This is a genomic window from Streptomyces sp. NPDC004788 (assembly GCF_053601115.1).
Genome location: NZ_JBSGBF010000109.1, coordinates 1 through 25,212, shown reverse-complemented (window position 1 = coordinate 25,212; position 25,212 = coordinate 1). Strand labels below are relative to the sequence as shown.

The window sequence follows — 25,212 nt, the reverse complement described above, 5'->3', positions numbered from 1 at the left end:
CCTGGGTGAGCCGGGCCTGCTGCCCGTCCAGGACGAAGGCCTCGACGGCGGGCGCGTAGGCGGCGCGGGTGTAGAACCGCCAGCCGCCGGCCACGTGTGCTCGTGTGTCAGAAGCAGGAGATGGTCGTCGTCGGGCGCAGCAGCAGGGAGCTGGCCTCGTCGCGCTGGCCGATGCCGTTGCCGTCGACGCCGTCGTCGGTGAGCTGGTTGTAGTTGACCGAGCTGCCCGGGTTCACGCAGAAGTCGAGGTTCACGTAGCCGGGGTCGTAGTAGTAGTGGCTCTCGTAGCCGCCGGTGCTGGAGTTGCTGGCCGACCACGAGTTGTCGTTCACGACGTGCCCGCTGGTGAAGTAGTCGTCCCTGAAGTCGGCGTCGCTGTTGAAGTAGTTGTGCACGGAGGCGCCGATGCTGCCCTCGAAGAGACAGTGGTAGCCCGAGGGGCAGCTGGGGCCCGCCGAGGCGGTCGTCGCGGTGGCGATGCCGCCGCCCAGGAGGAGCGCGGTCGCCCCGGCGACGGCGGCGGCCTTCCTGCGGATTCCGGAGTTCATGCCGATCCTGCGCATGTCGTGTTCTACCTTTCGGTTGTCGGTAGTGCTGCCTGAGGCACGGTCCGCAAGGGCGCACGGGGGAGAGGAAGCTCCTCCGTGCGCCCGCTTCCGTATGCGGACCAGGAAGGTGTCGACGGTCAGAAGCAGGAGATGGTCGTCGAGGGGCGCATCAGCAGGGAGCTGGCCTCGTCGCGCTGGCCGATGTGGTTGCCGTCGATGCCGTCGTCGCTGAGCCGGTCGTAGTTGACCGCGCTGCCCGGGTTGACGCAGAAGACCAGGCCGCCGCTGTAGCCGGTGTCGTAGTAGTAGTGGCTCTCGTAGCCGCCGCTGCTGGAGTTGCTGGCCGACCACACGTTGTCGTTGATGTTGAGCGACGTGCCGTCGAAGTAGTTGTCGGTGAAGTCGGGGTCGCTGTTGTAGAACGCGTGCCCGGCGGAGGTGCCGATGCCGCCGATGAAGACGCAGTGGTAGCCCGACGCGCAGTTGGGGCCGGCCGCGGCGGTCGTGGCGGTGGCGATGCCGCCGCCCACGAGGAGCGCGGTCGCGCCGGCGACGGCGGCGAACTTCCTGCGCAGGCCGGACTTCGGGTGGGTCGAGGACATGAGCGGTAGTCCTTTCGTCTGCGGACCGCCGTCCGCGGTCCGCGGTCCGCGGGGAACATCCGCTCCCGGGAACGGAAGCGGAAGACTGTGATGGTGAGGGTGGTGAGAGTGGTGAGGCGGTGAGGTGGTGAGGGCTGTGGTGGTGAGGTGGTGAGGGGGGTGAGGCGGTGAGGGTGGCGGTACGGCGACGGCACGGGCGCCGCCTGCGGCTCAGCCGGTCGTGCCCAGGACCTCGTCGGCCGCCCTGTTCTGCCGGGCGGACAGCTTCTTCCAGTCGGCGCCGACGGTGGGGTGCTCGTCGAGCCAGCGCTGCTGGGCGACGGCGAGCCGGCGGTACGCGGTGGTCAGGTATCCCGTCTCCGCCTTGCAGCGCAGATCCGCCGCGGCGACCGGGCTGGTCCGCCGGGCCTCGGCCGAGCGCAGCGAGTTCAGGACCTGTACGGGGTCCTGGGCCTTGACCTTGTTCCGGTCCATGCACGCCCGCCAGCGCGTGGTCGCCGCACGGAACTCGGCGTCCTTCTCCACGTCGCCGCGCGCCTGCTGCTGCGCTTCGAAGAGCATGATCCGCACCTGGAGCCAGCGCGTCCGGCCGTCGCCGAGCAGTCGCGTCTCGGCCTCGGCGAGGCAGCCCTCGCCCGGCCGGGAGACGCTCAGCCGCAGGCCCTTCGTGGTGACCCGCGCGCTCTGCCGGCCGAACAGGGCCCGGGCGTAGGCGTCGGTGCTCTCCGGGCTGCCGGGCCGGGGCGGCGCCTCGGCCGACGGCGTGGGGGATGCCGTCGCGGCGGTGCGCGCCGGGGGCGCGGACTCGAGGCCGAAGGGCTGCGGGCGCTCGTCCGGACCGTCGGCGCCCGGGTCCGTGGCCGGGGGAGCGGGGGCGTAGCGGTAGCCCCGCCGGGCCATGCAGGCGATCGCGACCTTCTGCTGGGCCCGGGCGCTGCGCAGCTGGGGTGTGAAGAGCAGGTCGGTGACGGGCGGCAGCGCGTGCAGCGCGGCCGGCCCGCCCGGCGTCACCGCCTGTTTCGGGGCCGGTGCGGCGGGCGGCGTCTCGCCGGCTCCGGAGCAGCCGGCCACGGCGACGAGGACCGCTCCCGCGGCCAGTGCGCGTACGAGCCCCCGCGCGGCGACACGCCCGCCGAAATCGTTCCTCGCCAGGGTCTCGGGCATTTTACGATCCACCGTCCTGTTGGTGAGCGTGCTGGTCGAACACCGTTCGGTTCAGAGTCTGTGAGACGGGGGGAGTTCCGTGAACTTCATTGCGCTGAAACGTAATTGCCCTGGTGGGAGGGGTTGAGGTGCTGCGTATTCACTTCACGGGGGAGGACCTCGCGCGGGTGCGTTTCGCCTCCGGGCCCGACCCGATGTGGGAACTGCTGATCAGCCTCCACCGGCTGCGAAGACGGGACGCGGGGGTGCTCTTCGGGCCCTGGCTGCGGGAGTCGCTGCCCCGGGTCCCGTCCGCCACCCGCCTGTTGACGTCCCTCGCGCCCCCCGTCGGGTACGCGGCGGACTTCCTGACCCCGGCGGTCGAGGGAGGTCTGGCCGAGCGGATCGAGGCGCTGCGGGCCACACCGCTGAGCCGAGTCCGGCGTGACTTGAGCGAGTTCGCGCGCCAGAACGGAAACCGGCGACTGCCGTCCTGGAGCCGGGAGCTGGCGGAGGGCAGGCCCGAGAGCCTCGGGCGCCTGGCCGACGCGGCGAGCGCGTACTTCGACACGGTGCTCGCCCCGTTCTGGGAGCGCATACGGGTGCAGACGTGCCGGGACCGGTCGCGTCGCTCGGCCGTGCTCGCGGAGGGCGGCTGGGACGCGGTCCTCAGCACGATCCACACGTCCGCGCACTGGGAGTTTCCGGTGCTCCGGCTCGACTTCCCGGTCGACCAGGACCTCCATCTCGAGGGTCGCGGCCTGCTGCTCCAGCCGTCGTTCTTCGCGCGTTACGCCCCTACGACGCTCGCGGACCCGACGCTGCCGCCGGTCCTCGTCCATCCGATCGAGCACGACGTGTGGTGGGCGACGCCGGAGGCTCCGCCCGCCGGCGGACGTGCGCTCGCGGCGCTGATCGGCCCGACCCGGGCGGTCGTGCTGTCCGCGCTGGCCGACGGCATCGCGACGACGGGCGAGCTCGCCCGCCGCACGGGCACGACGGCGCCCAACGCCAGCCGTCACATCACGGCCCTGCGGGAGGCGGCGCTGGTCTCCAGCCTGCGCCACCGCAACGCGACCCTGCACACGGTCACCGAGCTCGGTCTCGCCCTGCTCGAGGGAGGCAACCCCGGCCTGGACGGCTGACGTGGGCAAGACGGCAGCCCCGCAACGGAGTTCCGGTGCGGGGCCGCCGTCGTACGTCAGGAGTAGATGCCCGTGTGGGTGAAGGTCCACCGCTGGTTGGGCTGGTACGTGCAGTCCCAGAGGCGGGCCGGGGCGCCGGGGTCCGTCCTCCAGTCGGCGATCTCCAGGCACTTTCCGGGGAGGTAGGTGTACGGCGGGGCGATCACGCCCGTGTCGCCGGTCCACTGCTGGTTGGCGCCGTAGTGGCAGTCCCACTGCTGGGCGGGCGCGCCGTTGTAGGTGCCCCAGCCGGCGATCTCCAGGCACTTGCCGCTGTTGAGGTTCTTGTACCAGTAGACGCCGGTGCTCGTGTTGGGGTCGTCGTCGTACCAGCGCACCCACTTCTGGTTGGCACCGCCGGTGCAGGGCCACTGGCGGACCGGGGCGCCGTTGTCGGTGCGCCAGTCGGCGACCTCCAGGCACATGCCGGAGACGTGCTGCGGGCTGATGAAGAAGATCGCGTTGGGGTAGGGAACGATGGCGGCCTGGGCGGGCGTCGCGGTGACACCGAGCATCATGCCGATGGAGGCTGCCAGGACGAGCAGGCAGCGGCGGACAGGGCCGGACGGTGTGAAGGACATGACCGCATGATGGCACCCGTGAACGATTCCAACAGGCGTTTTCGATCACGGCACTTGGTGAGGAATCGCCTGCTATACGATCGCGCCTGGTCGACACGTGATCACATGGGGGGAATACATGTCCGTTTTCCGGAGAGCCCTGGCGCTGGGCGCCGTCGGCTCGCTGAGCCTGGCCGGCGTGCTCGGCCTGCAGGCCGGCCCGTTCGCGACCGCGGCGGCCGCCGCGAGCACGCTGGGCAGCAACCAGTTCCACGGTGTCAACTGGGCCGATCCGCGCGACAACTATGCCGACGACGAGGTCGTCCCGTCCGGCCTGTCGACCGCGGACGACTACCTGACGACGTACAACAAGTCCGCCGCCGTCATCGGCCAGTTCCAGAGCAAGTTCGGCGCCGACACCGTCCGCCTCCCGGTCAACCCGGCCACCGTCAACGGCCCCTGGTGGGGCTCGTACATGGGCGCCGTCGACGCGGCCGTCGGCAAGGGCGCCAAGGTCGTGCTCGCCTACTGGGAGGGCCCCGGCGCCGCCAAGGACGGCCGGATCGACGACCAGGCCGCCTACGACGCGATGTGGTCGACGATCGTCGACCGGTACGCCGACAACGACCGCGTGTACTTCGAGCCGATGAACGAACCCTTCGGCTACTCCGCGAGCGAGTGGACCGACACCGCCGCCCGCTGGCTCGGCGACCATGGCCGCAGCATCCCGCGCGACCGGGTCTTCGTCGGCGGCACCGGCTACAGCGAGGACGTCCGGCCCGTCTGCGCCGACAGCCGCCTCGCCGGCACCCACCTCTCGCTGCACCAGTACGGCTTCTGGCACCCGGACTGGACCCAGCACTCCCAGTGGTCCGCCGACCTGCGCACCAAGGTGGGCGGCTGCGCCTCCCGCACCGTCCTGACCGAGTTCGGCGCCACGCTGAACACCGGCCTGGACTACGACGGCGCGATCAACGGCTCGAACGAGATCGCCTACCTCCAGGCCGCCACCGACACCCTGCGCGAGCTGAACATGGGCTCGGTCTACTGGCCCGGCCTGCGGAGCGGCGACGGCTACAGCCTCACCGAGCTCCAGGGCACCGGCACCGACCTCACCCTGCGCACCACCAACAGCTCCGCCGCCGACCGGCTCGCCTGGTCCTGGTTCGGCACCGGCCGCCCGGCCATCACGGCCGGCGTGCTGCGCGGCGTGGGCTCCGGCCTCTGCCTGGACGTGCCGGGCGCCTCGCACGAACCGGGCGCCCAGATGATCATCTGGTACTGCAACGGCCAGGGCAACCAGGAGTGGACCTACACGGCCCAGAAGGAGCTCCGGGTCTACGGCGACATGTGCCTGGACGTCGACCACGGCGGCACGGCGGGCGGCACCCCGCTGATCCTGTGGCCCTGCAACGGCGGCACCAACCAGAAGTGGAACATCAACGCCGGCGGCTCGGTCACCGCGCAGGACTCCGGCCTGGCCCTCGACGTCGGCGGCGCGGCCACGGCCGCGGGCAGCTCGGTCGGCCTCTGGTACGGCAACGACGGCAGCAACCAGAAGTGGCAGCGCAGCTGACCCGCTGACCCCTGTGGCGGGGGCCGGGGACTTCCGTTCCTTACCCCCGCCACACCTATGTGACCATTGCCACGAAAGGGACAAACGATCACGTTTGGCTGCGACAGTGGGCGGAACACCGATCCATCCAGGGAGCGCGTCCGTTGGCAGCCATCGCCCGATGGTGCGTGAAGCACCGCCTCGCCGCCGTCCTCCTCTGGCTCCTCGCCCTCGGCGGGGTCGCCACCGGGGCGGCGCTCGCCGGCAGCGCGTACTCCAACGACTACGAGGTCCCCGGGACCGAGTCCGGCCGCGCCACCGCCCTCCTCGAGAAGGGCTTCCACGGCGCCGGCGGTGACACCGACACCATCGTCTGGCACACCGACCGCGGCAGCGTGAGCGCCTCCGGCGTCGAACAGCGGATGACCGGCATGCTCCGCAAGGTCGAGGCCCTCCCCGGCATCGCCTCCGTGACCTCCCCGTACGGCTCCGCGCGGGGCCAGATCAGCGAGGACGGGCGCACCGCCTACGCCACCGTCACCTTCGACGCGCAGGCCGACGACATCCCCGAGGCCGAGGCCCAGGCCCTCGTCGACACCGCCAAGGCCGCCGAGACCGACGGCGTCCAGGTCGAGCTCGGCGGCGCCGCCGTCGGCTCCACGGAGGCGTCCGGCGGGCACATCGCCGAGATCGTCGGCGTGGCCGTCGCCGCCGTCGTCCTCTTCCTCGCCTTCGGCTCCCTCGCCGCGGCCCTGCTGCCCATCGCGACCGCCCTGGTCGGCGTGGGCATCGCCTTCTCCGGCATCGTGCTGCTCGGGCACGTCATGACGGTGGCCGACTTCGCGCCGATGCTCGGCATGCTCATCGGCCTCGGCGTGGGCATCGACTACGCGCTGTTCATCGTCACCAGACACCGCAAGGGCCTCAAACGCGGCCTGCCGGTCGAGGAGGCCGCCCGGACGGCGGTCGCCACCACCGGCCGGGCCGTGGTCTTCGCGGGCGCCACCGTCTGCATCGCGCTGCTCGGCATGCTGATCCTGCGGCTCAGCTTCCTCAACGGCGTCGCCATCGCCGCCTCGCTGACCGTCGTCCTCACCGTCGCGGCCTCCGTCACCCTGCTGCCCGCGCTGCTCTCCCTCATCGGCATGCGCGCCCTCAGCCGCCGCGAACGGCGGCAGCTCACCGAGCACGGCCCGCAGCCCGAGCTGCCCACCGGCTTCGCCGCCCGCTGGTCCGCCTTCGTCGAGCGCCACCCCAAGCTGCTCGGCGCGGTCGCCGCCGTCGTCATGGTGGTGCTCGCCCTGCCGACGTTCTCGCTGCACCTCGGCTCCTCCGACCAGGGAAACAATCCGGCCACGGCGACCACCCGCAAGGCGTACGACCTGATCGCCGACGGCTTCGGACCCGGCACGAACGGGCCGCTCACCCTCGTCGCCTCGCTCGACGGCGCCGACGACCGGCTCGCCCTCGACGAGCTGCCGGCCCGCCTCGCGCACACCGAGGGCGTCGAGTCGGTCTCCCCGATCACGTACAACAGCTCCGGCGACACCGCCGTGATCACCGTCGTCCCCGACTCCTCGCCGCAGTCGACCGCCACCAGCGACCTCGTCGACCGGATCCGCGACCACGTCGTGCCGGCGGCCTCCGACGGCACCTCGCTCCAGGTCCACGTCGGCGGCGTCACCGCCTCCTTCGACGACTTCGCGCAGATCATCGTCGGCAAGCTGCCGCTGTTCGTCGGCGTCGTGATCGCCCTCGGCTGTGTGCTGCTGCTGCTCGCCTTCCGCTCCATCGGCATCCCGCTCAAGGCCGCGCTGATGAACATCATGGCCGTCGCCAGTGCCTTCGGCGTGGTCGTCGCGATCTTCCAGTGGGGCTGGGGGAGCGAGCTGCTCGGTCTCGGCAGCGCCGGGCCCATCGAACCCTTCCTGCCCGTGATCATGGTCTCGGTGCTCTTCGGCCTCTCCATGGACTACCAGGTCTTCCTGGTCAGCCGGATGTACGAGGAGTGGCTGGAGACCGGCGACAACCGCCGCGCGGTCCGGGTCGGCCTCGCCGAGACCAGCCGGGTGATCAACTCGGCGGCGGTCATCATGATCTCCGTCTTCCTCGCCTTCGTGCTCTCCGGCGACCGGGTCGTCGCGATGTTCGGCATCGGGCTCGCCGCCGCCGTCGCCCTCGACGCCTTCGTGCTGCGCACCCTCCTCGTCCCCGCGCTCATGCACATGCTCGGCGGCGCCAACTGGTGGCTGCCCCGCTGGCTGGACCGCCGGCTGCCCCGGATCAGCATCGAACCGCCGGAGTGCCGCGAGGCCGCCGACGCCCGCGCGGAGCTCCCCACCCAGACCGCCGAGGTCGTGGAGGCCGCCGGGATACCGGCTCAGCGCGTGGTCATGGCCAAGGCCGAGGACGCCTAGGACCTCGCCGTGAGGCCCTAAGGCACCCTGAGGTACGTCTAAGGCCCCCCGTACGTCGAACATGCGGCACCCGCCCGATGCCGCAGACCCCCCTGGGAGACGAAAGTAGAGGCATCGCAAGGAGCGATACCGAAACCGAAAGCCCCAGGGAGAACACGATGTTCGAGTACCAGCTGCACGTCGCCCGTCACGCCGAGCTCGTCGCCGAGGCCGCCGCCCAGCGCCTGGCCCACGAGGCCGCCCGCGCCGGCCGCCGCGCCCGCCGCACCGGCCGCCAGGAACCGGAGGGGCGGGTGATCGCCGACCGGAACCGCTTCGCCCGGGCCGCGTGACGTCCCCATGGTCACCCGTACGAGCGGAACACCGGATCTCTGTGCCATGCTCGGCGCCGTGGAGACCAGGTCAGTCAGCCCCGTCTTCGTCGGCCGCGCCGGCGAACTCAACGCCCTCACCGAGGCGCTCTCCCGCAGCGGCGCGGGAGAGCCCCAGGCGCTCCTCGTCGGCGGCGAGGCCGGTGTCGGAAAGACCCGGCTCATCGAGGAGTTCACCGCCCGGGCCCGCGCCCAGGGCGCCGTCGTCGTCCTCGGCGGCTGCGTCGAGGTCGGCGGAGACGGGCTGCCCTTCGCGCCCTTCTCCACCGCCCTGCGCGCCCTGCGCCGGGAACTGCCCGAGGAGTTCGCCGCCGCCACCGACGGCCAGGAGGGCGAACTCGCCCGGCTCCTCCCCGAACTCGGCGACATCGGCGGCCTCGAACCCGCCGCTGAGGACGCCACCGCCCGCCTCTTCGAGCTGACCGCACGGCTCCTGGAACGCCTCGCCGAGGACCGCACCCTCGTCCTCGTCCTGGAGGACCTGCACTGGGCCGACGCCTCCACCCGGCACCTGCTCGCCTACCTCTTCCGCACCCTCGACCGCGGCCGGATCGCCGTCGTCGCCACCTACCGCGCCGACGACATCCACCGCCGCCACCCGCTGCGCCCGCTGCTGGCCGAACTCGACCGGCTGCGCTCCGTCCGCCGCGTCGAGCTCGCCCGCTTCACCCGCGCCGAGGTGCACCGCCAGCTCACCGGCATCCTCGCCGCCGAACCCGAACCCGCACTGCTCGACGAGGTGTTCCGCCGCTCCGAAGGCAACGCCTTCTTCGTCGAGGAACTCGTCGCCTCCCACGAGTGCGGCCGCGAGGTCGGCTCCCTCAGCGAATCCCTCCGCGACATCCTCCTGGTCCGCGTCGAGGCCCTGCCCGAGTCGGCCCAGCGGGTCGTCCGGATCGTCGCCGAAGGCGGCTCCACCGTCGAGTTCGACCTGCTCGCCGCCGTCGCCGGGCTCCCCGAGGACACCCTCATCGAGGCCCTGCGCGCCGCCGTCGGCGCCAACATCCTGCTCGCCGCCCCCGACGGCGACGGCTACCGCTTCCGCCACTCCCTGGTCCGCGAGGCCGTCAGCGACGACCTGCTCCCCGGCGAACGCACCCGCCTGCACCGCCGCTACGCCGAGGCCCTGGAGGCCGACCCCGGCCTGGTCCGCGCCGACGAACGCGCCAACCGGCTCGCCACGTACTGGTACCACGCCCACGACGCCGCCCGGGCCCTGCCCGCCGTGCTCCGCGCCTCCGTCGAGACCCGCAAGCGCCACGCGTACGCCGAGCAGCTCCGGCTCCTCGAACGCGCCCTGGAACTCTGGGACAAGGTCGCCGACGAGGTCCGCAGCTCGCTGCGCCCCATCGACTACGCCGAGGCGTACCCGGCCTGCGGCTGCGACCCCGAGACCACCCCGCTGCGCTACGTCGACCTGCTCGCCGAGGCCGCCGTCGCCGCCCGCCTCTCCGGCGAACGCGAACGCGCCCTGAAGATCGGCCGGACCGCGCTGCGGATCCTCGACGAGGACGGCGAGCAGGACCCGCTGCGCGCCGCCTGGTTCTACGTCGAGGCGGCCCGCATGAAGTCCAACCTGGCCCGCGGCGACGGCTGGGCCGAGATCGCCCGCGCCCAGGAACTCGTCCGCGGCCTGCCGCCGTCCGCCGTGCACGCCGTCGTCCTCGCCGTCGCCGCCGGCTGGGGCATGCTCCGCAACCCCGGGCACGCGGCGCTCGCCGCCGCCGAACGGGCCGTCGAATACGCCCGTCTGGTCAAGGCCGAGTCGACCGAACTCAACGCCCGGCTCACCCTCGGCACCATCCTGGTCCTCGCCGGGGACGTCGAGGACGGCCTCGCCGAGATGCACGAGGTGCGGATGCGCACCACGGCCCTCGGCCAGTTCCACGAGGCCGCCCGCGCCCACGTCAACATCTCCTCCTCCCTGGAGGGGCTCGGCCGCTCCCGCGAGGCCGTGGACATCGCCGCCGCCGGCATCGAGATGGCCCGCTCCCACGGCCTCGTCGACAGCGCCGGCTGGATCCGCGCCAACCTCGCCGAGTCGCTGTACGCGCTCGGCGAGTGGGACCGGGCCCAGGAGGAGGCCGAGGCGCTGCTGCGCACCGGCGCCGCCGCCACCAAGCCGGGCGGCAGCGCCCTGGCCCTGCTCGCCCAGCTCGCCGTCGGCCGCGGCGACACCACCGCGGCCGCCGCCCGCCTCGCCGAGGCCGACGAGCGCTACGGCCACGGCCGCGACCCGATACCGCAGTACAACCTGATCGTCGCCCACGTGACCGCCCTCCTCGCCGTCGCCGAGGGCCGGCTCGCCGACGTACGGACCGGGCTCGCCACCGCCGCCGAGGCCGGCTTCCCGCCCGGCACCCACCGCTACGGCTGGCCGATCCTGCTCGCCGCCGCCACCGCCGAGGCCGACAACCTGGGCCTGCCCGCCGCCGCCGAGGGCCGCGCCGCCGCGCTCGACCTGATCCGCCGCAGCGCCCGGGGCCTGGCCGCGCCCGCACCCGTCTGGCAGGCCCACTCGCTGCACGTCTCCGCCGAACTCGCCCGCGCCGAGGGCCGCGACACCGCCGAGCGCTGGGCCGAGACCGTCGCCGCCTACGAGCCCCTCGACCGGCCCTACGACCTGGCCCGGGTCCGGCAGCGGCTCGCCGACGCGCTCCTCGCCGAGGGCGGCCGCCGCGACGAGGCCGCCGCGCTGCTCCGCGACGCCCACACCACCGCCGTACGCCTCGGGGCGCACCCGCTGCGCGAGGACGTCGAGCTGCTCGCCGCCCGCGCCCGGCTCGCCCCGGTCACCGGCGCGGCCACGGTCCCGGCCCAGCCCGAGCCGGAGCAGGACGACGCCTTCGGTCTGACCCCGCGCGAACAGGACGTGCTGCGGCTCGTCGCCGAGGGGCGCACCAACCGGCAGATCGCCGAGGAGCTGTTCATCTCACCGAAGACGGCCAGCGTCCACGTCTCCAACATCCTCGCGAAGCTGGGCGTCGCGGGACGCGGCGAGGCGGCGGCGATGGCCCACCGGTTGCGCCTCCTGGAGGCCCCGCCGGTCTGATCAGCCGCGCTCGGCGGCGGACGGGGAGGCGGCCGGTATGCGTATGGTCACCTTCCCGGAGGTCAGGTCTATCGGCCCCCGGGAGGGATCGCCGTCGCCGAGGTCCTCCCGGGTCAGGGCGAGGCGCTGCCGCTCGTCCTCGGTGTGCTTGCGGCCGGGCGCGAAGAACTCGTCCATGGCGTTGAACATCCGTCTCGCCTTCCTCGTGCGCTAGGGCGAGACCTCCAGGCGGAGGATGCGGTCGTCCCCCGGTTCCGGGGTCCCCCGGGTGTCGGTCTCGTTGGTCACCAGCCAGAGCCGGGTGCCGCCCGCGGTCGCCAGGACCGTGCGCAGCCGCCCGTACTCACCCTTCAGGAACGCCTGGGGCTCTCCGGAACGTTCCGCTCCATGGAGCGGAACGCGCCACAGTCGCTGCCCCCGCAGCGCGGCCAGCCAGATCGCGCCCCGCGCGTACGCGATGCCGCTCGGCGACGCCTCGTCGGTGGGCCACTGGGCCACCGGGTCGGTGTAGCCGGCCCGCCCGGCGCGGCCCTCGGCCACCGGCCAGCCGTAGTTCCGGCCGGGCTCGATCAGATTGAGCTCGTCCCAGGTGTCCTGGCCGAACTCCGACGCCCACAGCCGCCCGTCCGCGTCCCAGGCGAGCCCCTGGACGTTGCGGTGGCCGTACGACCAGACGACGGAGCCCGGGAACGGGTTGCCGGGCGCGGGGCGGCCCTCCGGAGTCATCCGCAGGATCTTGCCGCCGAGCGAGCCCTTGTCCTGGGCGAGGGCGCGCCGCCCGGTCTCGCCGGTCCCCGCGTACAGCATCCCGTCCGGCCCGAAGGCGATCCGGCCGCCGTTGTGGATCAGCCCCTTGGGGATGCCGGTGAGCACGGGCTCCGGCTTCCCGAGCCGGTCGCCGGCCCCGCCCCCGTACCGCATGCGGACGATCCGGTTGTCCGTGGCGGAGGTCAGGTAGGCGTACAGCCGGCCGTCCCGCAGCGCGAGGCCGAGCAGCCCGCCCTCGCCGCCCGGGACGACGCCCGGGACCTCGCCGAGCGAGGTCTTGCGGCCGGTCCTCGCGTCGACGCGGGTGATCGTGCGCTCGTCCCGGGAGGAGACGAGCAGATCGCCGCCGGGCAGCTCGACGAGCCCCCAGGGCGACTTCAGGTCGCGGGTGAGGGTGCCGAGGACACGGACGCGGGGTGTGGCGGCGGTGGCGGTGGCGGTGGCGGTGGCGGAGGACGGGGCGGACGGGGGCGCCGAGGGTCTCGGCGGCGGCGAGGGGGGCGAGGGCGAGGAGCACCCGGCGGCCAGCAGCAGGGCGGCGACCGCGCCCGCCGCACCCTTCACGACGACTCCGCCTCTGCCCATGCTCCCGGTCCTCTCCGTAGTGCCTGGTCCCTCAGTCCCACGACCCCCGCGGCGCCGGCAGCTTCGCGATCTCCGCGAGGTCCGCCGCGTCCAGGACGAGCCGCGCCGCCCGCGCGTTCTCCACGGCCCACCGCTCCCGCTTCGCGCCCGGGATCGGGATCACGTGCGGGCCCTGGGCCAGCACCCACGCGAGCGCCACCTGCGCCGGGGTGACGTCCGCGCCGTGCCGGGCCGCGACCCGGCGCAGGCCCGCCACCAGCGGTTGGTTGGCGGCCATCATCTCGGCCGTGAAGCGCGGGTGGCGGGCCCGCGGGTCGTCCGCCTCGAAGCCGCCGCCCGGCTTCAGGGTGCCGGTCAGATAGCCGCTGCCCAGCGGCATCGCGGCCAGGAAGCCCACACCCCGCGCCGCGCACCAGGGCAGCAGCCGCTCCAGGGCCTCCGGCGACCACACCGACAGCTCGGCCTCGACCGCGCTGACCGGGAAGACCTGCTGGATGCGCTCCAGCTGCCGGATCGTTCCGTCATGGTCACCGCCGCGCGTGCCCCGCCGGGTGGACCGCGCGCCCACCGCGCAGAGCCCGAGCGCCCGCACCTTGCCCGCCCGGACCAGCTCGGCCATGGCGCCCCAGGTCTCCTCGACCGGCACCTCGGGGTCGGCCCGGTGCAGCTGGTAGAGGTCGATCACATCGGTCTGTAGCCGCCGCAGCGAGGCGTCGCAGGCGCGGCGGACGTAGCCGGGGCGGCCGTTGGCCACGACGTGCCCGTCGCCCACGAGCAGCCCGCACTTCGTCGACACGAAGGCGTCCGCCCGGCGTTCCCTGAGCACCCGGCCGAGCAGCAGCTCGTTGGTGAAGGGGCCGTACATGTCGGCGGTGTCGAGCAGGCTCACCCCGGCGTCCAGGGCCGCGTGCACCGCCCGCAGCGAGCGGTCGCCCCGCCGCTCCGAGCCGCTGTACGCCCAGCTCATCGGCATACAGCCGAGACCCACCGCCCCCACCCCGAGCGCCGCCGCCCCGATCGTCCTGCGCTCCACCGTGCCGCTACCCCTCCCTGTGCCGTCCCCCAAAGTAACCAATGGCGCGCGCGATCCTTCGCATAGCCTCGCGGACATGACACTCGAACAGACCGCCCCCGCCGCCGCCACCGACGTGTGGCTTCCTATTCCGGCCGGGGAGATCGACGGACTCCCCGCGCCGGGCACGGCGGGCCTGAACTACCGTTTCTGGGACGGCGAACCGGACTTCCCGGCCGATCCGGCGAACTGCGCCTTCTACGTCGTGCCGTACATGAAGGGCGAGGCGGTCGCCGTCCGGCCGCTCACCGGGATGACCAACGTCCGGGCCGTGCAGACCCTGTCCGCCGGCATCGACCACGTCACCCCCGGTATCGGCGCGCTGCGGCCGGGCGTCCGGCTGTGCAACGCCCGCGGCGTGCACGAGGCCAGCACGGCCGAGCTGACGCTCGCCCTGATCCTCGCCTCGCTGCGCGGCGTCCCGGGCTTCGTGCGCGGCCAGGACGCGGAGGAGTGGCGGGCCGGTTTCTACCCGGCGCTCGCCGACAAGTCGGTGCTGATCGTCGGGTACGGGTCGATCGGCGCCGCGATCGAGGACCGGCTCGCGCCCTTCGAGTGCGCGCGGGTCGTGCGCGTCGCGCGCTCCGCGCGTGCTACGGAGCGCGGTCCCGTGCACCCGCTCACCGAACTGCCCGCGCTGCTGCCCGAGGCCGACGTGGTCGTGCTCTCCGTGCCGCTGACCGCCGAGAGCCGTCACCTCGCCGACGCGGGCTTCCTCGCCCGGATGAAGGACGGCGCGCTGCTGGTCAACGTGGCGCGCGGCTCCGTGGTGGACACCGCGGCGCTCCTGAAGGAGGTGGAGAGCGGCCGGATCACGGCGGCGCTCGACGTCACCAACCCCGAACCGCTGCCCGCCGGCCACCCGCTGTGGCACGCTCCGGGCGTCCTCGTCACCCCTCATGTGGGCGGTTCCACCTCGGCGTTCATGCCCCGCGCGAAGCGCCTGCTCGCGGCCCAGCTGACGCGGTTCGCGGCGGGGGAGGAGCTCGCGAACGTCGTCCTGACCACGTGAGGAGGCCCCGGGCGTGCGCGCCTCCGGAGTGCGCCGGACGCAAGCCCCCTGGTCATCACGCAGAGTACTTATCCCCTGTCCCTGAGTGACGATCCTGGTGTATCGTCCCGGAGCGGGGGACTGCGTCGAGGTACGGGCAGACGCTGGGGAGCGAAGTGACGGGACATCAGATTCCGAGGGGGGCGACGGGTGAAGCACGGCCGAGCGACCGCCGATCCGGCGCGGCCACACCGCCGCCGGCCGCCCTCGCACCGACCCTCCCGGACCACACGGTCCCGGACCAACCCGCCACCTCCGACAGGCCCACCGCACCGGAGCCGTCCTCCGTCGAGCGCCGCCCGCCCGGAGACCGGACTGCCGCACCCGAGCGGTCCCGCGCCGAGCGCCGCGGGCCCGCGGCCGCACCCGAGCCGCCCCCCGTCGAGCGCCACACACCCGGCGCCCCCGACCGCCCTCTCGCCGTCCCGGCGCCCCGCGCGAGCGACACCGCGACCGCGGACGGCGCCGACGGCCCGGCCCCCGGCGCGGCCGACGAGCAGGACGCGACGGCCGCCGACGCCGCCGCGCCCCGCTCGCCCGTGGCGTGCCGTGGCGTGGAGCCGGTCGGTGGGTGCGGCGGGCATGCCGGGGTGCGGTCGGAAGGGGTCGGGGACGGGGCCGCGCCGCAGCGGGCGCACGGGCACCCGTGCGAGTTTCCGGAGGAGCCGGTGAGCACCGGGACGCTCGTCCGGCGCCGGGCCGGCGCCGGGGCCGGGGCGACGCGGCCCGGGGTGCCGCAGCGGCCCGTGGGCGGGGCCGGCGGGGTGCTCGCGCAGATCGGGCTCGGGCTCATCTGCGGCGGATACGCGACCGGCGCCGCGCTCGGCTGGGGCTCCGAGGAACTCGCGCTCGTCATGGGCGACTTCGGACTGAGCGCCGCCGCGCTCGCCGCCGCCGTCTCCTGTCTGCTCTACGCCCGCGGCCACCACCGCGTCTTCCGCCCCGCCTGGCTGCTCTTCGCCTTCTCGTCCTTCATGGCCTCCGCCGGGAACGCCGTCTGGGGCTGGTACGAGGTGGTGCTGCGCCGCCCGGTGCCCAGCCCCTCCGTCGCCGACCTGTGCTTCCTGCTCTTCGCGCCGCCCGCGATCGTCGGGCTGCTCGTCCTCGCCAAGCGGCCGGTGACCCGGGCCGGCTGGGTCTGCCTGGGGCTCGACGCCTGGCTGATCGGCGGCTCGCTGCTCACCCTCTCGTGGAGCCTCGCCCTCGCGCACACCGCGTACGTGCCGGGCGAGAGCGTCGCGCGGGCCGCGCTCTCGCTCGCGTACCCGCTGCTCGACATCGTCCTCGTCAGCATGGTCCTCGCGCTGCACTTCCGCCGCTCCCACCTCAACCGCTCCGCGGTCAACACGGCCATCGCCGCCCTCGCGCTCACCGTGCTGTGCGACGCCCTGTTCACCTCGCCGCTGCTGCGCGAGCACTACAGCTCCGGGCAGCTCCTGGACGCCGGCTGGTTCGCGGGCTCCCTGCTGCTCGCCTACGCGCCCTGGGGCGCGCGCCGGCACGCCGACCCGCCGCCCGCGCCGGCCCGCGCCGCCCGCCACCCGCACAGCCGCCCCCTCGCCGGTTCGCTGGCCGCCCTCACGCCGTACCTCGCGGCGGCGGTCTGCACCCTGAGCATCCTGTACAACGTCGTCGAGGGACGCAGAGTGGACCGCGTCGTCGTCCTCACCGGCTGCGCCGTGGTGCTCGCCCTGGTCGTCCGGCAGGGCATCATGCTGCTCGACAACATCGCCCTCACCCACGAACTGGCCCAGAAGGAGAACCACTTCAGGTCGCTCGTGCAGGGCTCCAGCGACGTCATCATGATCGCCGCGCCCACCGGCATACTGCGGTACGTCAGCCCCGCCGCCGCCGGCGTGTACGGGCGCGAGGCGGAGGACCTGGTCGGCTCCGAGCTGGCCTCGCTCATCCACCCCGAGGACCTCGGCGCCGTCGTCCACGAGGTGCGCCGTTTCCTGGCCGCGCCGCCCGCCGAGGAGCCCACCACCCGGATCGAGTGCCGCTTCCGCTCCGGCACCGGCGCCTGGCTGAACGTCGAGTCCACCGTCAACCGCCACCAGGGCGGCCTGCTCTTCAACAGCCGCGACGTCACCGAGCGGGTCCGCCTGCAGGCGCAGCTGCGGCACAACGCCGAGCACGACCCGCTCACCGACCTGCCCAACCGCGCCCTGTTCACCGAGCGGGTGCGCGGCGCGCTCGGCGGCCGCCGCGCCACCGACCCGGGCACCGCCGTGCTCTTCATCGACCTGGACGGCTTCAAGGCGGTCAACGACCGCCTCGGCCACCAGGCCGGCGACGAGCTGCTCGTGCAGGCCGCCCGCCGGCTCCAGGACGCCGTCCGGGCCGGGGACACCGCCGCCAGGCTCGGCGGCGACGAGTTCGCCGCGCTCATCCTCGGCGACGGCACCCGCGACCAGGCCGCCCGCGAGTGCCGCGTCCACGACATCGCCGACCGGCTGCGGGTCCGGCTCTCCCAGCCGTACCGCCTGCAGGCGGGCAACGAGGTCCGGGTCGCCGCCTCGATCGGCGTCGCCTTCGCCGAGCCCGGCATCAGCGCCGGCGACCTGCTGCGCAACGCCGACCTCGCGATGTACCGGGCCAAGGCCGGCGGCAAGGACCGGGTCGAGCTCTACGCCCCGCAGATGCAGGCCGAGGTGGTCAAGCGCACCGAGCTCGCCGCCCGGCTGCGCACCGCCCTGCACGACGGCGAGTTCGCGCTGCTGCACCAGCCCGTGGTGGACCTCGCCACCGGCCGGATCACCGCCGTCGCCGCCCAGGCCCGCTGGCGCTCCGCGCAGGGCATCCTGTTCACCCCGGCCGAGTTCCTGCGGGCCGCCGACGACGGCGAGCGCACCGCCGAGCTCGGCCGCTGGCTCCTGGAGGAGGCCGTCGAGCAGGCCGCCGAACGGGCCGGAATCGGCCACCGCACCCCGGTCACCGTCCGGCTCTCCGCCCGCCGGCTGCTCGACCGCTCCATGCCGCTCGGCTCCGTCGAGGCCCTGCTCACCCGGCACGGGCTGCCCTCCGGGTCCCTGATCATCGAGCTCGCCGACACCGACCCCCGGGACCCCCGGGTGACCTTCGACGAGCTGGAGCAGCGGCTCGCCGCCCTGCGCCGGCTCGGCGTCCGGATCGCCCTCGACGGCTTCGGTAGCGGCCACGCCGCCATCAGCGCGCTGCGCCGGCTCCCCGTCGACCTGCTGAAGCTGGACCGGGGCCTGGTCGAGGGCGTGGTGGAATCGGCCAGACTGCGCAAGATCACCAGCGGTCTGCTGCGCATCGCCGGCGACCTCGGGATGCAGTCCGTCGCCGACGGCGTCGACATGCCCGAGCAGGTCCTCGCCCTGCGCGCCATGGGCTGCACCCACGGCCAGGGCATGGCCTTCTCCGGCCCGCTCGACGAGTACCGGCTGCGCCGCGCGCTGGTCCGGGACGAGTACCCGCTGCCGGGTGCGTCCGTTCCGGTGAACGCGGCGACCGCCGCCTCCCCGGTGAGCGCTCTGACCGCCGGAAACCGGTCCTCCGTCCGCTCACATGATGAGACGCCCGTCCCACCCACTTGACAGTGACAGCGCGTCGGGGGGAGGGTCAGTGCCATGCGCACCCGAATTCTCGTACTTGGCAAGCGCGTCGGCTGAGGCAGGCCCTCCAGAAGGTCCGCCTGAAAAGCACCCGACGCGCTCCCCTCGCTTGCCTCACGGCACGAGGGGTTTTTTGTTGCACCGGAACACCCCGAAGTCGTACCAAACCCTCGCAAAAACCCTCTGCTTCGAGAAGAGAATGCTGATGACCGAGCAGGCCACCGGGCACCATCCGCAGCCGCGACCCCGTAGCGGCGCACAGCCCGCCACCACCGTCGAGCACGTCACGGGTGCGCAGTCCCTCATCCGCTCTCTCGAGGAAGTGGGCGCCGACACCGTCTTCGGCATCCCGGGCGGCGCCATCCTCCCGGCGTACGACCCGATGATGGACTCGAAGCGGGTCCGCCACATCCTGGTCCGCCACGAGCAGGGCGCGGGTCACGCCGCCACCGGCTACGCCCAGGCGACCGGCAAGGTCGGCGTCTGCATGGCGACCTCCGGGCCGGGTGCGACCAACCTGGTCACCCCGATCGCCGACGCGCACATGGACTCGGTCCCGCTGGTCGCGATCACCGGCCAGGTCGCCTCCAAGGCGATCGGCACCGACGCCTTCCAGGAGGCGGACATCTGCGGCATCACGATGCCGATCACCAAGCACAACTTCCTGGTCACCAAGGCCGAGGACATCCCGCGGACGATCGCCGAGGCGTTCCACATCGCGTCGACCGGCCGCCCCGGTCCGGTCCTGGTCGACATCGCCAAGGACGCCCTCCAGGCGAAGACGGTCTTCAGCTGGCCGCCGCAGACCGACCTGCCCGGCTACCGCCCGGTCACCAAGCCGCACGCCAAGCAGATCCGCGAGGCCGCCAAGCTGATCACCGCCGCCAAGCGGCCCGTCCTGTACGTCGGCGGCGGCGTCATCAAGGCCGGTGCCACCGCCGAGCTGAAGGTCCTCGCCGAGCTCACCGGCGCCCCGGTCACCACCACCCTGATGGCGCTCGGCGCGTTCCCCGACAGCCACCCGCTGCACGTCGGCATGCCCGGCATGCACGGTGCCGTCACCGCCGTCACCGCCCTGCAGAAGGCCGACCTGATCGTCGCCCTCGGCGCCCGCTTCGACGACCGCGTCACCGGCAAGCTGGACAGCTTCGCCCCGTACGCCAAGATCGTCCACGCCGACATCGACCCGGCCGAGATCGGCAAGAACCGCGCCGCCGACGTCCCGATCGTCGGTGACGCCCGCGAGGTCATCGCCGACCTGGTCCAGGCCGTGCAGGCCGAGCACACCGAGGGCCACAAGGGCGACTACAGCGCCTGGTGGAGCGACCTCAGCCGCTGGCGCGAGACCTACCCGCTCGGCTACGACCTGCCGGAGGACGGCAGCCTGTCGCCGCAGCAGGTCATCCAGCGCATCGGCGCGCTGGCACCGGAGGGCACGATCTTCGCCGCCGGCGTCGGCCAGCACCAGATGTGGGCCGCGCACTTCGTCGACTACGAGCAGCCGCGCACCTGGCTCAACTCCGGCGGCGCCGGCACGATGGGCTACGCCGTCCCGGCCGCCATGGGCGCCAAGGCCGGCGAGCCGGACCGCACGGTCTGGGCCATCGACGGCGACGGCTGCTTCCAGATGACCAACCAGGAACTGGTCACCTGCGCCCTGAACAACATCCCGATCAAGGTCGCCATCATCAACAACGGCGCCCTCGGCATGGTCCGCCAGTGGCAGACGCTGTTCTACAACCAGCGCTACTCCAACACGGTGCTGCACTCCGGCCCGGACGACGTCAACCCGGACGCCCGGGGCACCCGCATCCCGGACTTCGTCAAGCTGTCCGAGGCCATGGGCTGTGTCGCGCTGCGCTGTGAGGACCCGGCCGATCTCGACAAGGTCATCGCCGAGGCCAACGCCATCAACGACCGCCCGGTCGTGATCGACTTCATCGTCCACGAGGACGCCCAGGTCTGGCCGATGGTCGCCGCGGGCACCTCCAACGACGAGGTCATGGCCGCCCGGGGCGTCCGCCCCGACTTCGGCGACGGCGAAGACGACTGAGCCGCAGAGCGAAGAAGAGCTAGAGGGAAGAGACCCACACCATGTCCACCAAGCACACGCTCTCCGTCCTGGTCGAGAACACCCCCGGCATCCTCGCCCGGATCGCCGCCCTGTTCTCCCGCCGCGGCTTCAACATCGACTCCCTCGCCGTCGGTGTCACCGAGCACCCCGACATCAGCCGCATCACCATCGTGGTCAATGTCGAGGACCTGCCCCTTGAGCAGGTGACCAAGCAGCTCAACAAGCTGGTCAACGTCCTGAAGATCGTCGAACTCGAGCCCAGCGCTGCGATCCAGCGCGAGCTCGTCCTGGTGAAGGTCCGCGCCGACAACGAGACCCGCTCCCAGATCGTCGAGATCGTCCAGCTCTTCCGAGCGAAGACCGTGGACGTCTCGCCGGAGGCGGTCACCATCGAGGCCACCGGTTCGAGTGACAAGCTCGAGGCGATGCTGAAGATGCTGGAGCAGTTCGGCATCAAGGAGCTCGTCCAGTCCGGCACGATCGCCATAGGGCGTGGCGCCCGGTCCATCACGGACCGGTCCCTGCGGGCCCTCGACCGCAGCGCGTGACACTCTCTGTCGTCAACAGGCCGTGACCGCCGGTCCACCCGGCGGTCCGCCTGGCGAGACCCGAAAACCTTCCTCCCGCACCCCGCCGTACGGTGGGAGCAACACCAGCACCTCAAGGAGATTCCCAGTGGCCGAGCTGTTCTACGACGCCGATGCCGACCTGTCCATCATCCAGGGCCGCAAGGTCGCGGTGATCGGCTACGGCAGCCAGGGACACGCCCACGCGCTGTCGCTCCGCGACTCGGGCGTGGACGTCCGCGTCGGTCTGCACGAGGGCTCCAAGTCCAAGGCCAAGGCCGAGGAGCAGGGCCTGCGCGTCGTGACGCCCGCCGAGGCCGCCGCCGAGGCCGACGTCATCATGATCCTCATCCCGGACCCGATCCAGGCCCAGGTCTACGAGGAGTCCATCGCCCCGAACCTGAAGGACGGCGACGCCCTCTTCTTCGCCCACGGCTTCAACGTCCGCTTCGGCTTCATCAAGCCCCCGGCCGGCGTCGACGTCGCGCTGGTCGCCCCGAAGGGCCCGGGCCACCTGGTCCGCCGCCAGTACGAGGAGGGTCGCGGCGTCCCGGCGATCGCCGCCGTCGAGAAGGACGCCACGGGCAACGCCTTCGCCCTGGCCCTGTCCTACGCCAAGGCCATCGGCGGCACCCGCGCCGGCGTCATCAAGACGACCTTCACCGAGGAGACCGAGACCGACCTCTTCGGCGAGCAGGCCGTCCTCTGCGGTGGCGCCAGCGCCCTCGTCAAGGCGGGCTTCGAGACCCTGGTCGAGGCCGGTTACCAGCCGGAGATCGCGTACTTCGAGTGCCTCCACGAGCTGAAGCTGATCGTGGACCTCATGTACGAGGGCGGCCTGGAGAAGATGCGCTGGTCCGTCTCCGAGACCGCCGAGTGGGGCGACTACATCACCGGCCCGCGCATCATCACGGACGCCACCAAGGCCGAGATGAAGAAGGTCCTCGCGGAGATCCAGGACGGCACCTTCGCCAAGAACTGGATGGACGAGTACCACGGCGGTCTGAAGAAGTACAACGAGTACAAGACCCAGGACGAGAAGCACCTCCTGGAGACCACCGGCAAGGAGCTGCGCAAGCTCATGAGCTGGGTGAACGACGAGGAGGCGTAAGCCTCTCGGGCAGGGGGCCGGGCGGTTCGTCCGGCCCCGTGCCACATCCTGGACACCCCGTCCCGCGGCCTTGGACACCCCGTCCAACCACGGACGGGTGATCCTGCCAGGGAGGCGCAGGAACCGTGCCTGCGCACCACTACACTGCTCAACAACATCGCGTCTGGCCCACAGCGTCGTGCGCTTTCACGCGGCTAGCCCCCTCCACTGCTGCGGCCGTCGGGACGGCCGTCCGCACCGTCTCTGTGAGGACTCAACGTGAGCTCGAAACCCGTCGTACTCATCGCTGAAGAGCTGTCGCCCGCCACCGTCGACGCCCTGGGCCCGGACTTCGAGATCCGGCACTGCAACGGCGCGGACCGCGCCGAACTGCTCCCCGCGATCGCCGATGTCGACGCCATCCTGATCCGCTCCGCGACCAAGGTCGACGCGGAGGCCATCGCCGCCGCCAAGAAGCTGCGGGTCGTCGCCCGCGCCGGTGTCGGCCTGGACAACGTGGACGTCTCCGCCGCCACCAAGGCCGGCGTGATGGTCGTGAACGCCCCGACCTCCAACATCGTCACCGCCGCCGAGCTCGCGTGCGGTCTGCTCGTCGCCACCGCGCGCAACATCCCGCAGGCCAACACCGCGCTGAAGAACGGCGAGTGGAAGCGCTCGAAGTACACGGGCGTCGAGCTCAGCGAGAAGACCCTCGGTGTCGTCGGCCTCGGCCGCATCGGCGTCCTGGTCGCCCAGCGGATGTCCGCCTTCGGCATGAAGATCGTCGCGTACGACCCCTACGTGCAGCCGGCCCGCGCCGCCCAGATGGGCGTGAAGCTGCTGTCCCTGGACGAGCTGCTGGAGGTCGCCGACTTCATCACCGTCCACCTGCCGAAGACCCCGGAGACCCTCGGTCTCATCGGCGACGAGGCGCTGCACAAGGTCAAGCCGTCGGTCCGGATCGTCAACGCCGCGCGCGGCGGCATCGTGGACGAGGCGGCGCTGTACTCGGCGCTCAAGGAGGGCCGGGTCGCCGGCGCGGGCCTCGACGTGTACGCGAAGGAGCCCTGCACGGACTCCCCGCTCTTCGAGCTCGACCAGGTCGTCTGCACCCCGCACCTCGGCGCCTCCACGGACGAGGCCCAGGAGAAGGCCGGTATCGCGGTCGCGAAGTCGGTGCGCCTGGCGCTCGCCGGCGAGCTGGTCCCGGACGCGGTCAACGTCCAGGGCGGCGTCATCGCCGAGGACGTCAAGCCGGGTCTGCCGCTCGCCGAGAAGCTCGGCCGGATCTTCACGGCGCTCGCCGGTGAGGTCGCGGCCCGCCTCGACGTCGAGGTGTACGGCGAGATCACCCAGCACGACGTGAAGGTGCTCGAACTCTCCGCGCTCAAGGGCGTGTTCGAGGACGTCGTCGACGAGACGGTGTCGTACGTCAACGCGCCGCTGTTCGCGCAGGAGCGCGGTGTCGAGGTGCGCCTGACGACGAGCTCCGAGTCGCCCGACCACCGCAACATGGTCACCGTGCGCGGCACGCTGGCGAACGGTCAGGAGGTCTCGGTCTCCGGCACGCTCGCGGGCCCGAAGCACCTGCAGAAGATCGTCGCGGTCGGCGACTACGACGTGGACCTGGCGCTCGCCGACCACATGGCGGTGCTGCGTTACGAGGACCGTCCCGGCGTCGTCGGCACGGTGGGCCGGATCCTCGGCGAGGCCGGTCTGAACATCGCGGGCATGCAGGTCTCCCGGACGGTGGAGGGCGGCGAGGCGCTGGTCGTGCTCACCGTCGACGAGACCGTCCCGGCGAACGTGCTCGCGGACATCGCCGCGGAGATCGGCGCGGCCTCGGCCCGCTCGGTCAACCTGGTCTGACGCCTCACCCGCCGGACCTCGTACCCGGCTTCTAGACGTTCGTCTCATACGGATGTCTAGAAGCCGGGTACAGTGCTTTTCATGGGACACAAGGAAGATCTGCTGGAGGGCGCCAAGCGCTGCCTCCTGGAGAAGGGGTACGGGCGCACCACGGCCCGCGACATCGTCGCCGCCTCGGGCACCAACCTCGCCTCCATCGGTTACCACTACGGCTCCAAGGACGCCCTGCTCCAGCAGGCGTTCCTGGCGCTCACCGAGGAGTGGGGCCACCGGGTGGGCCCGGCCGAGGAGGTCAGGAAGGAACCTTCCGCCGACCCGTACCAGCGCTTCCGTGACGTCTGGGCGCAGCTCATCGCCGGCGCCGAGGCGAGTCGCCCGGTGTGGAAGCTGCAGACCGAGGTCGTCACCCGCATCGACGACGACGAGAAACTGCGCGAGGCCATCAAGGAGCCCCAGCGCGAGGGCCGGCTCGGCTTGGCGGAGGGCTTCCTCGGCATCGATCCGGCGGCCGAGCCCGAGAAGGCCCGGGTCGCCGGGCTGCTGGTGCAGGCCCTGGCCACCGGGGTGATGATCCAGTGGATGGTCGACCCGGAGACCGCGCCGAGCGCCGACGACCTCACGGCGGGGCTCAAGGTCCTGATGGGCGAGTGAGGAACGGCGAACCCCCCTACAGCCGCGCCGCCTTAAGTGCCATGTGCAGCAGCAGCCGGTCCTCGCCCTCGTCGAGGTCGAGGCCGGTGAGCTGTTCGACGCGGGAGAGGCGGTAGTAGAGGGTCTGGCGGTGGATGCCGAGGGCCGTCGCCGTGCGGCCGGCCTGGCCCGCGTGGTCGAGGAACACCTCGGCCGTGCGGGCCAGTTCGGCATGGGCCGGGGAGAGCAGGGCGCGCACCGCCGGGTCCGGTTCGGCGGGCGGGAGTGCGGTGAGCATCCGGTACGGGCCGAGCGCGGCCCACTCGGCCAGCGGGCCGAGGTGCGGCTGGGCGCTCGCGGCCCGCGCGGCCGACGCGGCCTCCCGCCAGGCGATGTCGAGGTCCGCGAGCCCGCGCCGCGGCGAGGCGATGCCGGCGACCGCCGCCGTACCCGCCGTGTCGCGCAGCCGGCCGGCCGCCGTGGTGGCGGGGGAG

The 25,212-nt window shown here is 72.7% G+C and carries 20 protein-coding genes and 1 pseudogene; 12 read left to right on the top strand and 9 right to left on the bottom strand.

Annotated features, from left to right (window positions below; genetic code table 11):
• From ACWEJX_RS32490 to ACWEJX_RS32475, 4 genes and pseudogenes are all read right to left on the bottom strand, one after another.
• A pseudogene (locus ACWEJX_RS32490) lies at positions 1–97 on the bottom strand (SMC-Scp complex subunit ScpB); the annotation flags it as partial.
• A 10-nt stretch (positions 98–107) separates the two neighbouring features.
• Positions 108–548, bottom strand: a complete 441-nt coding sequence (locus tag ACWEJX_RS32485) for a hypothetical protein (RefSeq protein ID WP_451611000.1) — start codon at positions 546–548, stop codon at positions 108–110.
• 137 nt (positions 549–685) lie between these two features.
• Positions 686–1,150, bottom strand: a complete 465-nt coding sequence (locus ACWEJX_RS32480) for a hypothetical protein (protein ID WP_451610999.1) — start codon at positions 1,148–1,150, stop codon at positions 686–688.
• 210 nt (positions 1,151–1,360) lie between these two features.
• Positions 1,361–2,314, bottom strand: coding sequence for a hypothetical protein (locus tag ACWEJX_RS32475; protein WP_451610998.1), 954 nt, complete (start codon positions 2,312–2,314; stop codon positions 1,361–1,363).
• 128 nt (positions 2,315–2,442) lie between these two features.
• Here ACWEJX_RS32475 and ACWEJX_RS32470 point away from each other — a divergent pair, with 128 nt between their 5' ends.
• On the top strand, positions 2,443–3,438 hold the full coding sequence (locus tag ACWEJX_RS32470; RefSeq protein WP_451610997.1) for an ArsR/SmtB family transcription factor: 996 nt from the start codon (positions 2,443–2,445) through the stop codon (positions 3,436–3,438).
• A gap of 56 nt (positions 3,439–3,494) precedes the next feature.
• Here ACWEJX_RS32470 and ACWEJX_RS32465 read toward each other — a convergent pair whose 3' ends face one another.
• Positions 3,495–4,058: an RICIN domain-containing protein gene (locus ACWEJX_RS32465; RefSeq protein ID WP_451610996.1), complete on the bottom strand. Its 564-nt coding sequence runs from the start codon at positions 4,056–4,058 to the stop codon at positions 3,495–3,497.
• A gap of 118 nt (positions 4,059–4,176) precedes the next feature.
• Here ACWEJX_RS32465 and ACWEJX_RS32460 point away from each other — a divergent pair, with 118 nt between their 5' ends.
• The 4 genes from ACWEJX_RS32460 to ACWEJX_RS32445 all read left to right on the top strand — a co-directional run bounded on the left by ACWEJX_RS32460 (position 4,177) and on the right by ACWEJX_RS32445 (position 11,432).
• Complete coding sequence (locus ACWEJX_RS32460; RefSeq protein WP_451610995.1) at positions 4,177–5,613, top strand: ricin-type beta-trefoil lectin domain protein; 1,437 nt, start codon at positions 4,177–4,179, stop codon at positions 5,611–5,613.
• 143 nt (positions 5,614–5,756) lie between these two features.
• Positions 5,757–8,009, top strand: coding sequence for an MMPL family transporter (locus tag ACWEJX_RS32455; RefSeq protein ID WP_451610994.1), 2,253 nt, complete (start codon positions 5,757–5,759; stop codon positions 8,007–8,009).
• 158 nt (positions 8,010–8,167) lie between these two features.
• Entirely contained in the window at positions 8,168–8,341 is a 174-nt protein-coding gene (locus ACWEJX_RS32450) for a hypothetical protein (protein ID WP_403791830.1), read from the top strand.
• 46 nt (positions 8,342–8,387) lie between these two features.
• On the top strand, positions 8,388–11,432 hold the full coding sequence (locus ACWEJX_RS32445) for a helix-turn-helix transcriptional regulator (protein ID WP_451610993.1): 3,045 nt from the start codon (positions 8,388–8,390) through the stop codon (positions 11,430–11,432).
• On the opposite strand, the gene ACWEJX_RS32440 is transcribed toward ACWEJX_RS32445, so the two are convergent.
• From ACWEJX_RS32440 to ACWEJX_RS32430, 3 genes are read right to left on the bottom strand one after another with little or no spacing between them, the layout of a single operon-like run.
• Entirely contained in the window at positions 11,433–11,621 is a 189-nt protein-coding gene (locus tag ACWEJX_RS32440) for a DUF6191 domain-containing protein (protein WP_451610992.1), read from the bottom strand.
• Positions 11,622–11,642: 21 nt separating this feature from the next.
• Positions 11,643–12,785 (bottom strand): PQQ-dependent sugar dehydrogenase, encoded by a 1,143-nt coding sequence (locus ACWEJX_RS32435; RefSeq protein WP_451610991.1) that lies wholly within the window; start codon positions 12,783–12,785, stop codon positions 11,643–11,645.
• Positions 12,786–12,816: 31 nt separating this feature from the next.
• Positions 12,817–13,818: an aldo/keto reductase gene (locus tag ACWEJX_RS32430; RefSeq protein ID WP_451610990.1), complete on the bottom strand. Its 1,002-nt coding sequence runs from the start codon at positions 13,816–13,818 to the stop codon at positions 12,817–12,819.
• Between the two features lie 115 nt (positions 13,819–13,933).
• Between ACWEJX_RS32430 and ACWEJX_RS32425 the strand changes: the two genes are divergently transcribed.
• The 7 genes from ACWEJX_RS32425 to ACWEJX_RS32395 all read left to right on the top strand — a co-directional run bounded on the left by ACWEJX_RS32425 (position 13,934) and on the right by ACWEJX_RS32395 (position 24,739).
• The gene (locus ACWEJX_RS32425) at positions 13,934–14,869 is read left to right on the top strand and encodes a 2-hydroxyacid dehydrogenase (protein WP_451611002.1); all 936 of its coding nucleotides are present in this window, start codon (positions 13,934–13,936) and stop codon (positions 14,867–14,869) included.
• Between the two features lie 770 nt (positions 14,870–15,639).
• Entirely contained in the window at positions 15,640–18,471 is a 2,832-nt protein-coding gene (locus tag ACWEJX_RS32420; protein ID WP_451611001.1) for a putative bifunctional diguanylate cyclase/phosphodiesterase, read from the top strand.
• A 217-nt stretch (positions 18,472–18,688) separates the two neighbouring features.
• Positions 18,689–20,542: an acetolactate synthase large subunit gene (locus ACWEJX_RS32415; RefSeq protein ID WP_451610989.1), complete on the top strand. Its 1,854-nt coding sequence runs from the start codon at positions 18,689–18,691 to the stop codon at positions 20,540–20,542.
• A 41-nt stretch (positions 20,543–20,583) separates the two neighbouring features.
• Positions 20,584–21,111: an acetolactate synthase small subunit gene (gene ilvN, locus ACWEJX_RS32410; protein ID WP_046905405.1), complete on the top strand. Its 528-nt coding sequence runs from the start codon at positions 20,584–20,586 to the stop codon at positions 21,109–21,111.
• Between the two features lie 127 nt (positions 21,112–21,238).
• On the top strand, positions 21,239–22,240 hold the full coding sequence (gene ilvC / locus ACWEJX_RS32405) for a ketol-acid reductoisomerase (RefSeq protein WP_403791815.1): 1,002 nt from the start codon (positions 21,239–21,241) through the stop codon (positions 22,238–22,240).
• A 258-nt stretch (positions 22,241–22,498) separates the two neighbouring features.
• On the top strand, positions 22,499–24,088 hold the full coding sequence (gene serA / locus ACWEJX_RS32400) for a phosphoglycerate dehydrogenase (protein ID WP_403791813.1): 1,590 nt from the start codon (positions 22,499–22,501) through the stop codon (positions 24,086–24,088).
• A gap of 81 nt (positions 24,089–24,169) precedes the next feature.
• Positions 24,170–24,739, top strand: a complete 570-nt coding sequence (locus ACWEJX_RS32395) for a TetR/AcrR family transcriptional regulator (protein WP_451610988.1) — start codon at positions 24,170–24,172, stop codon at positions 24,737–24,739.
• Positions 24,740–24,755: 16 nt separating this feature from the next.
• Here the strand turns inward: ACWEJX_RS32395 and ACWEJX_RS32390 are convergent.
• On the bottom strand, positions 24,756–25,212 hold a 457-nt coding region (locus tag ACWEJX_RS32390; RefSeq protein ID WP_451610987.1), incomplete at its 5' end, for a PucR family transcriptional regulator.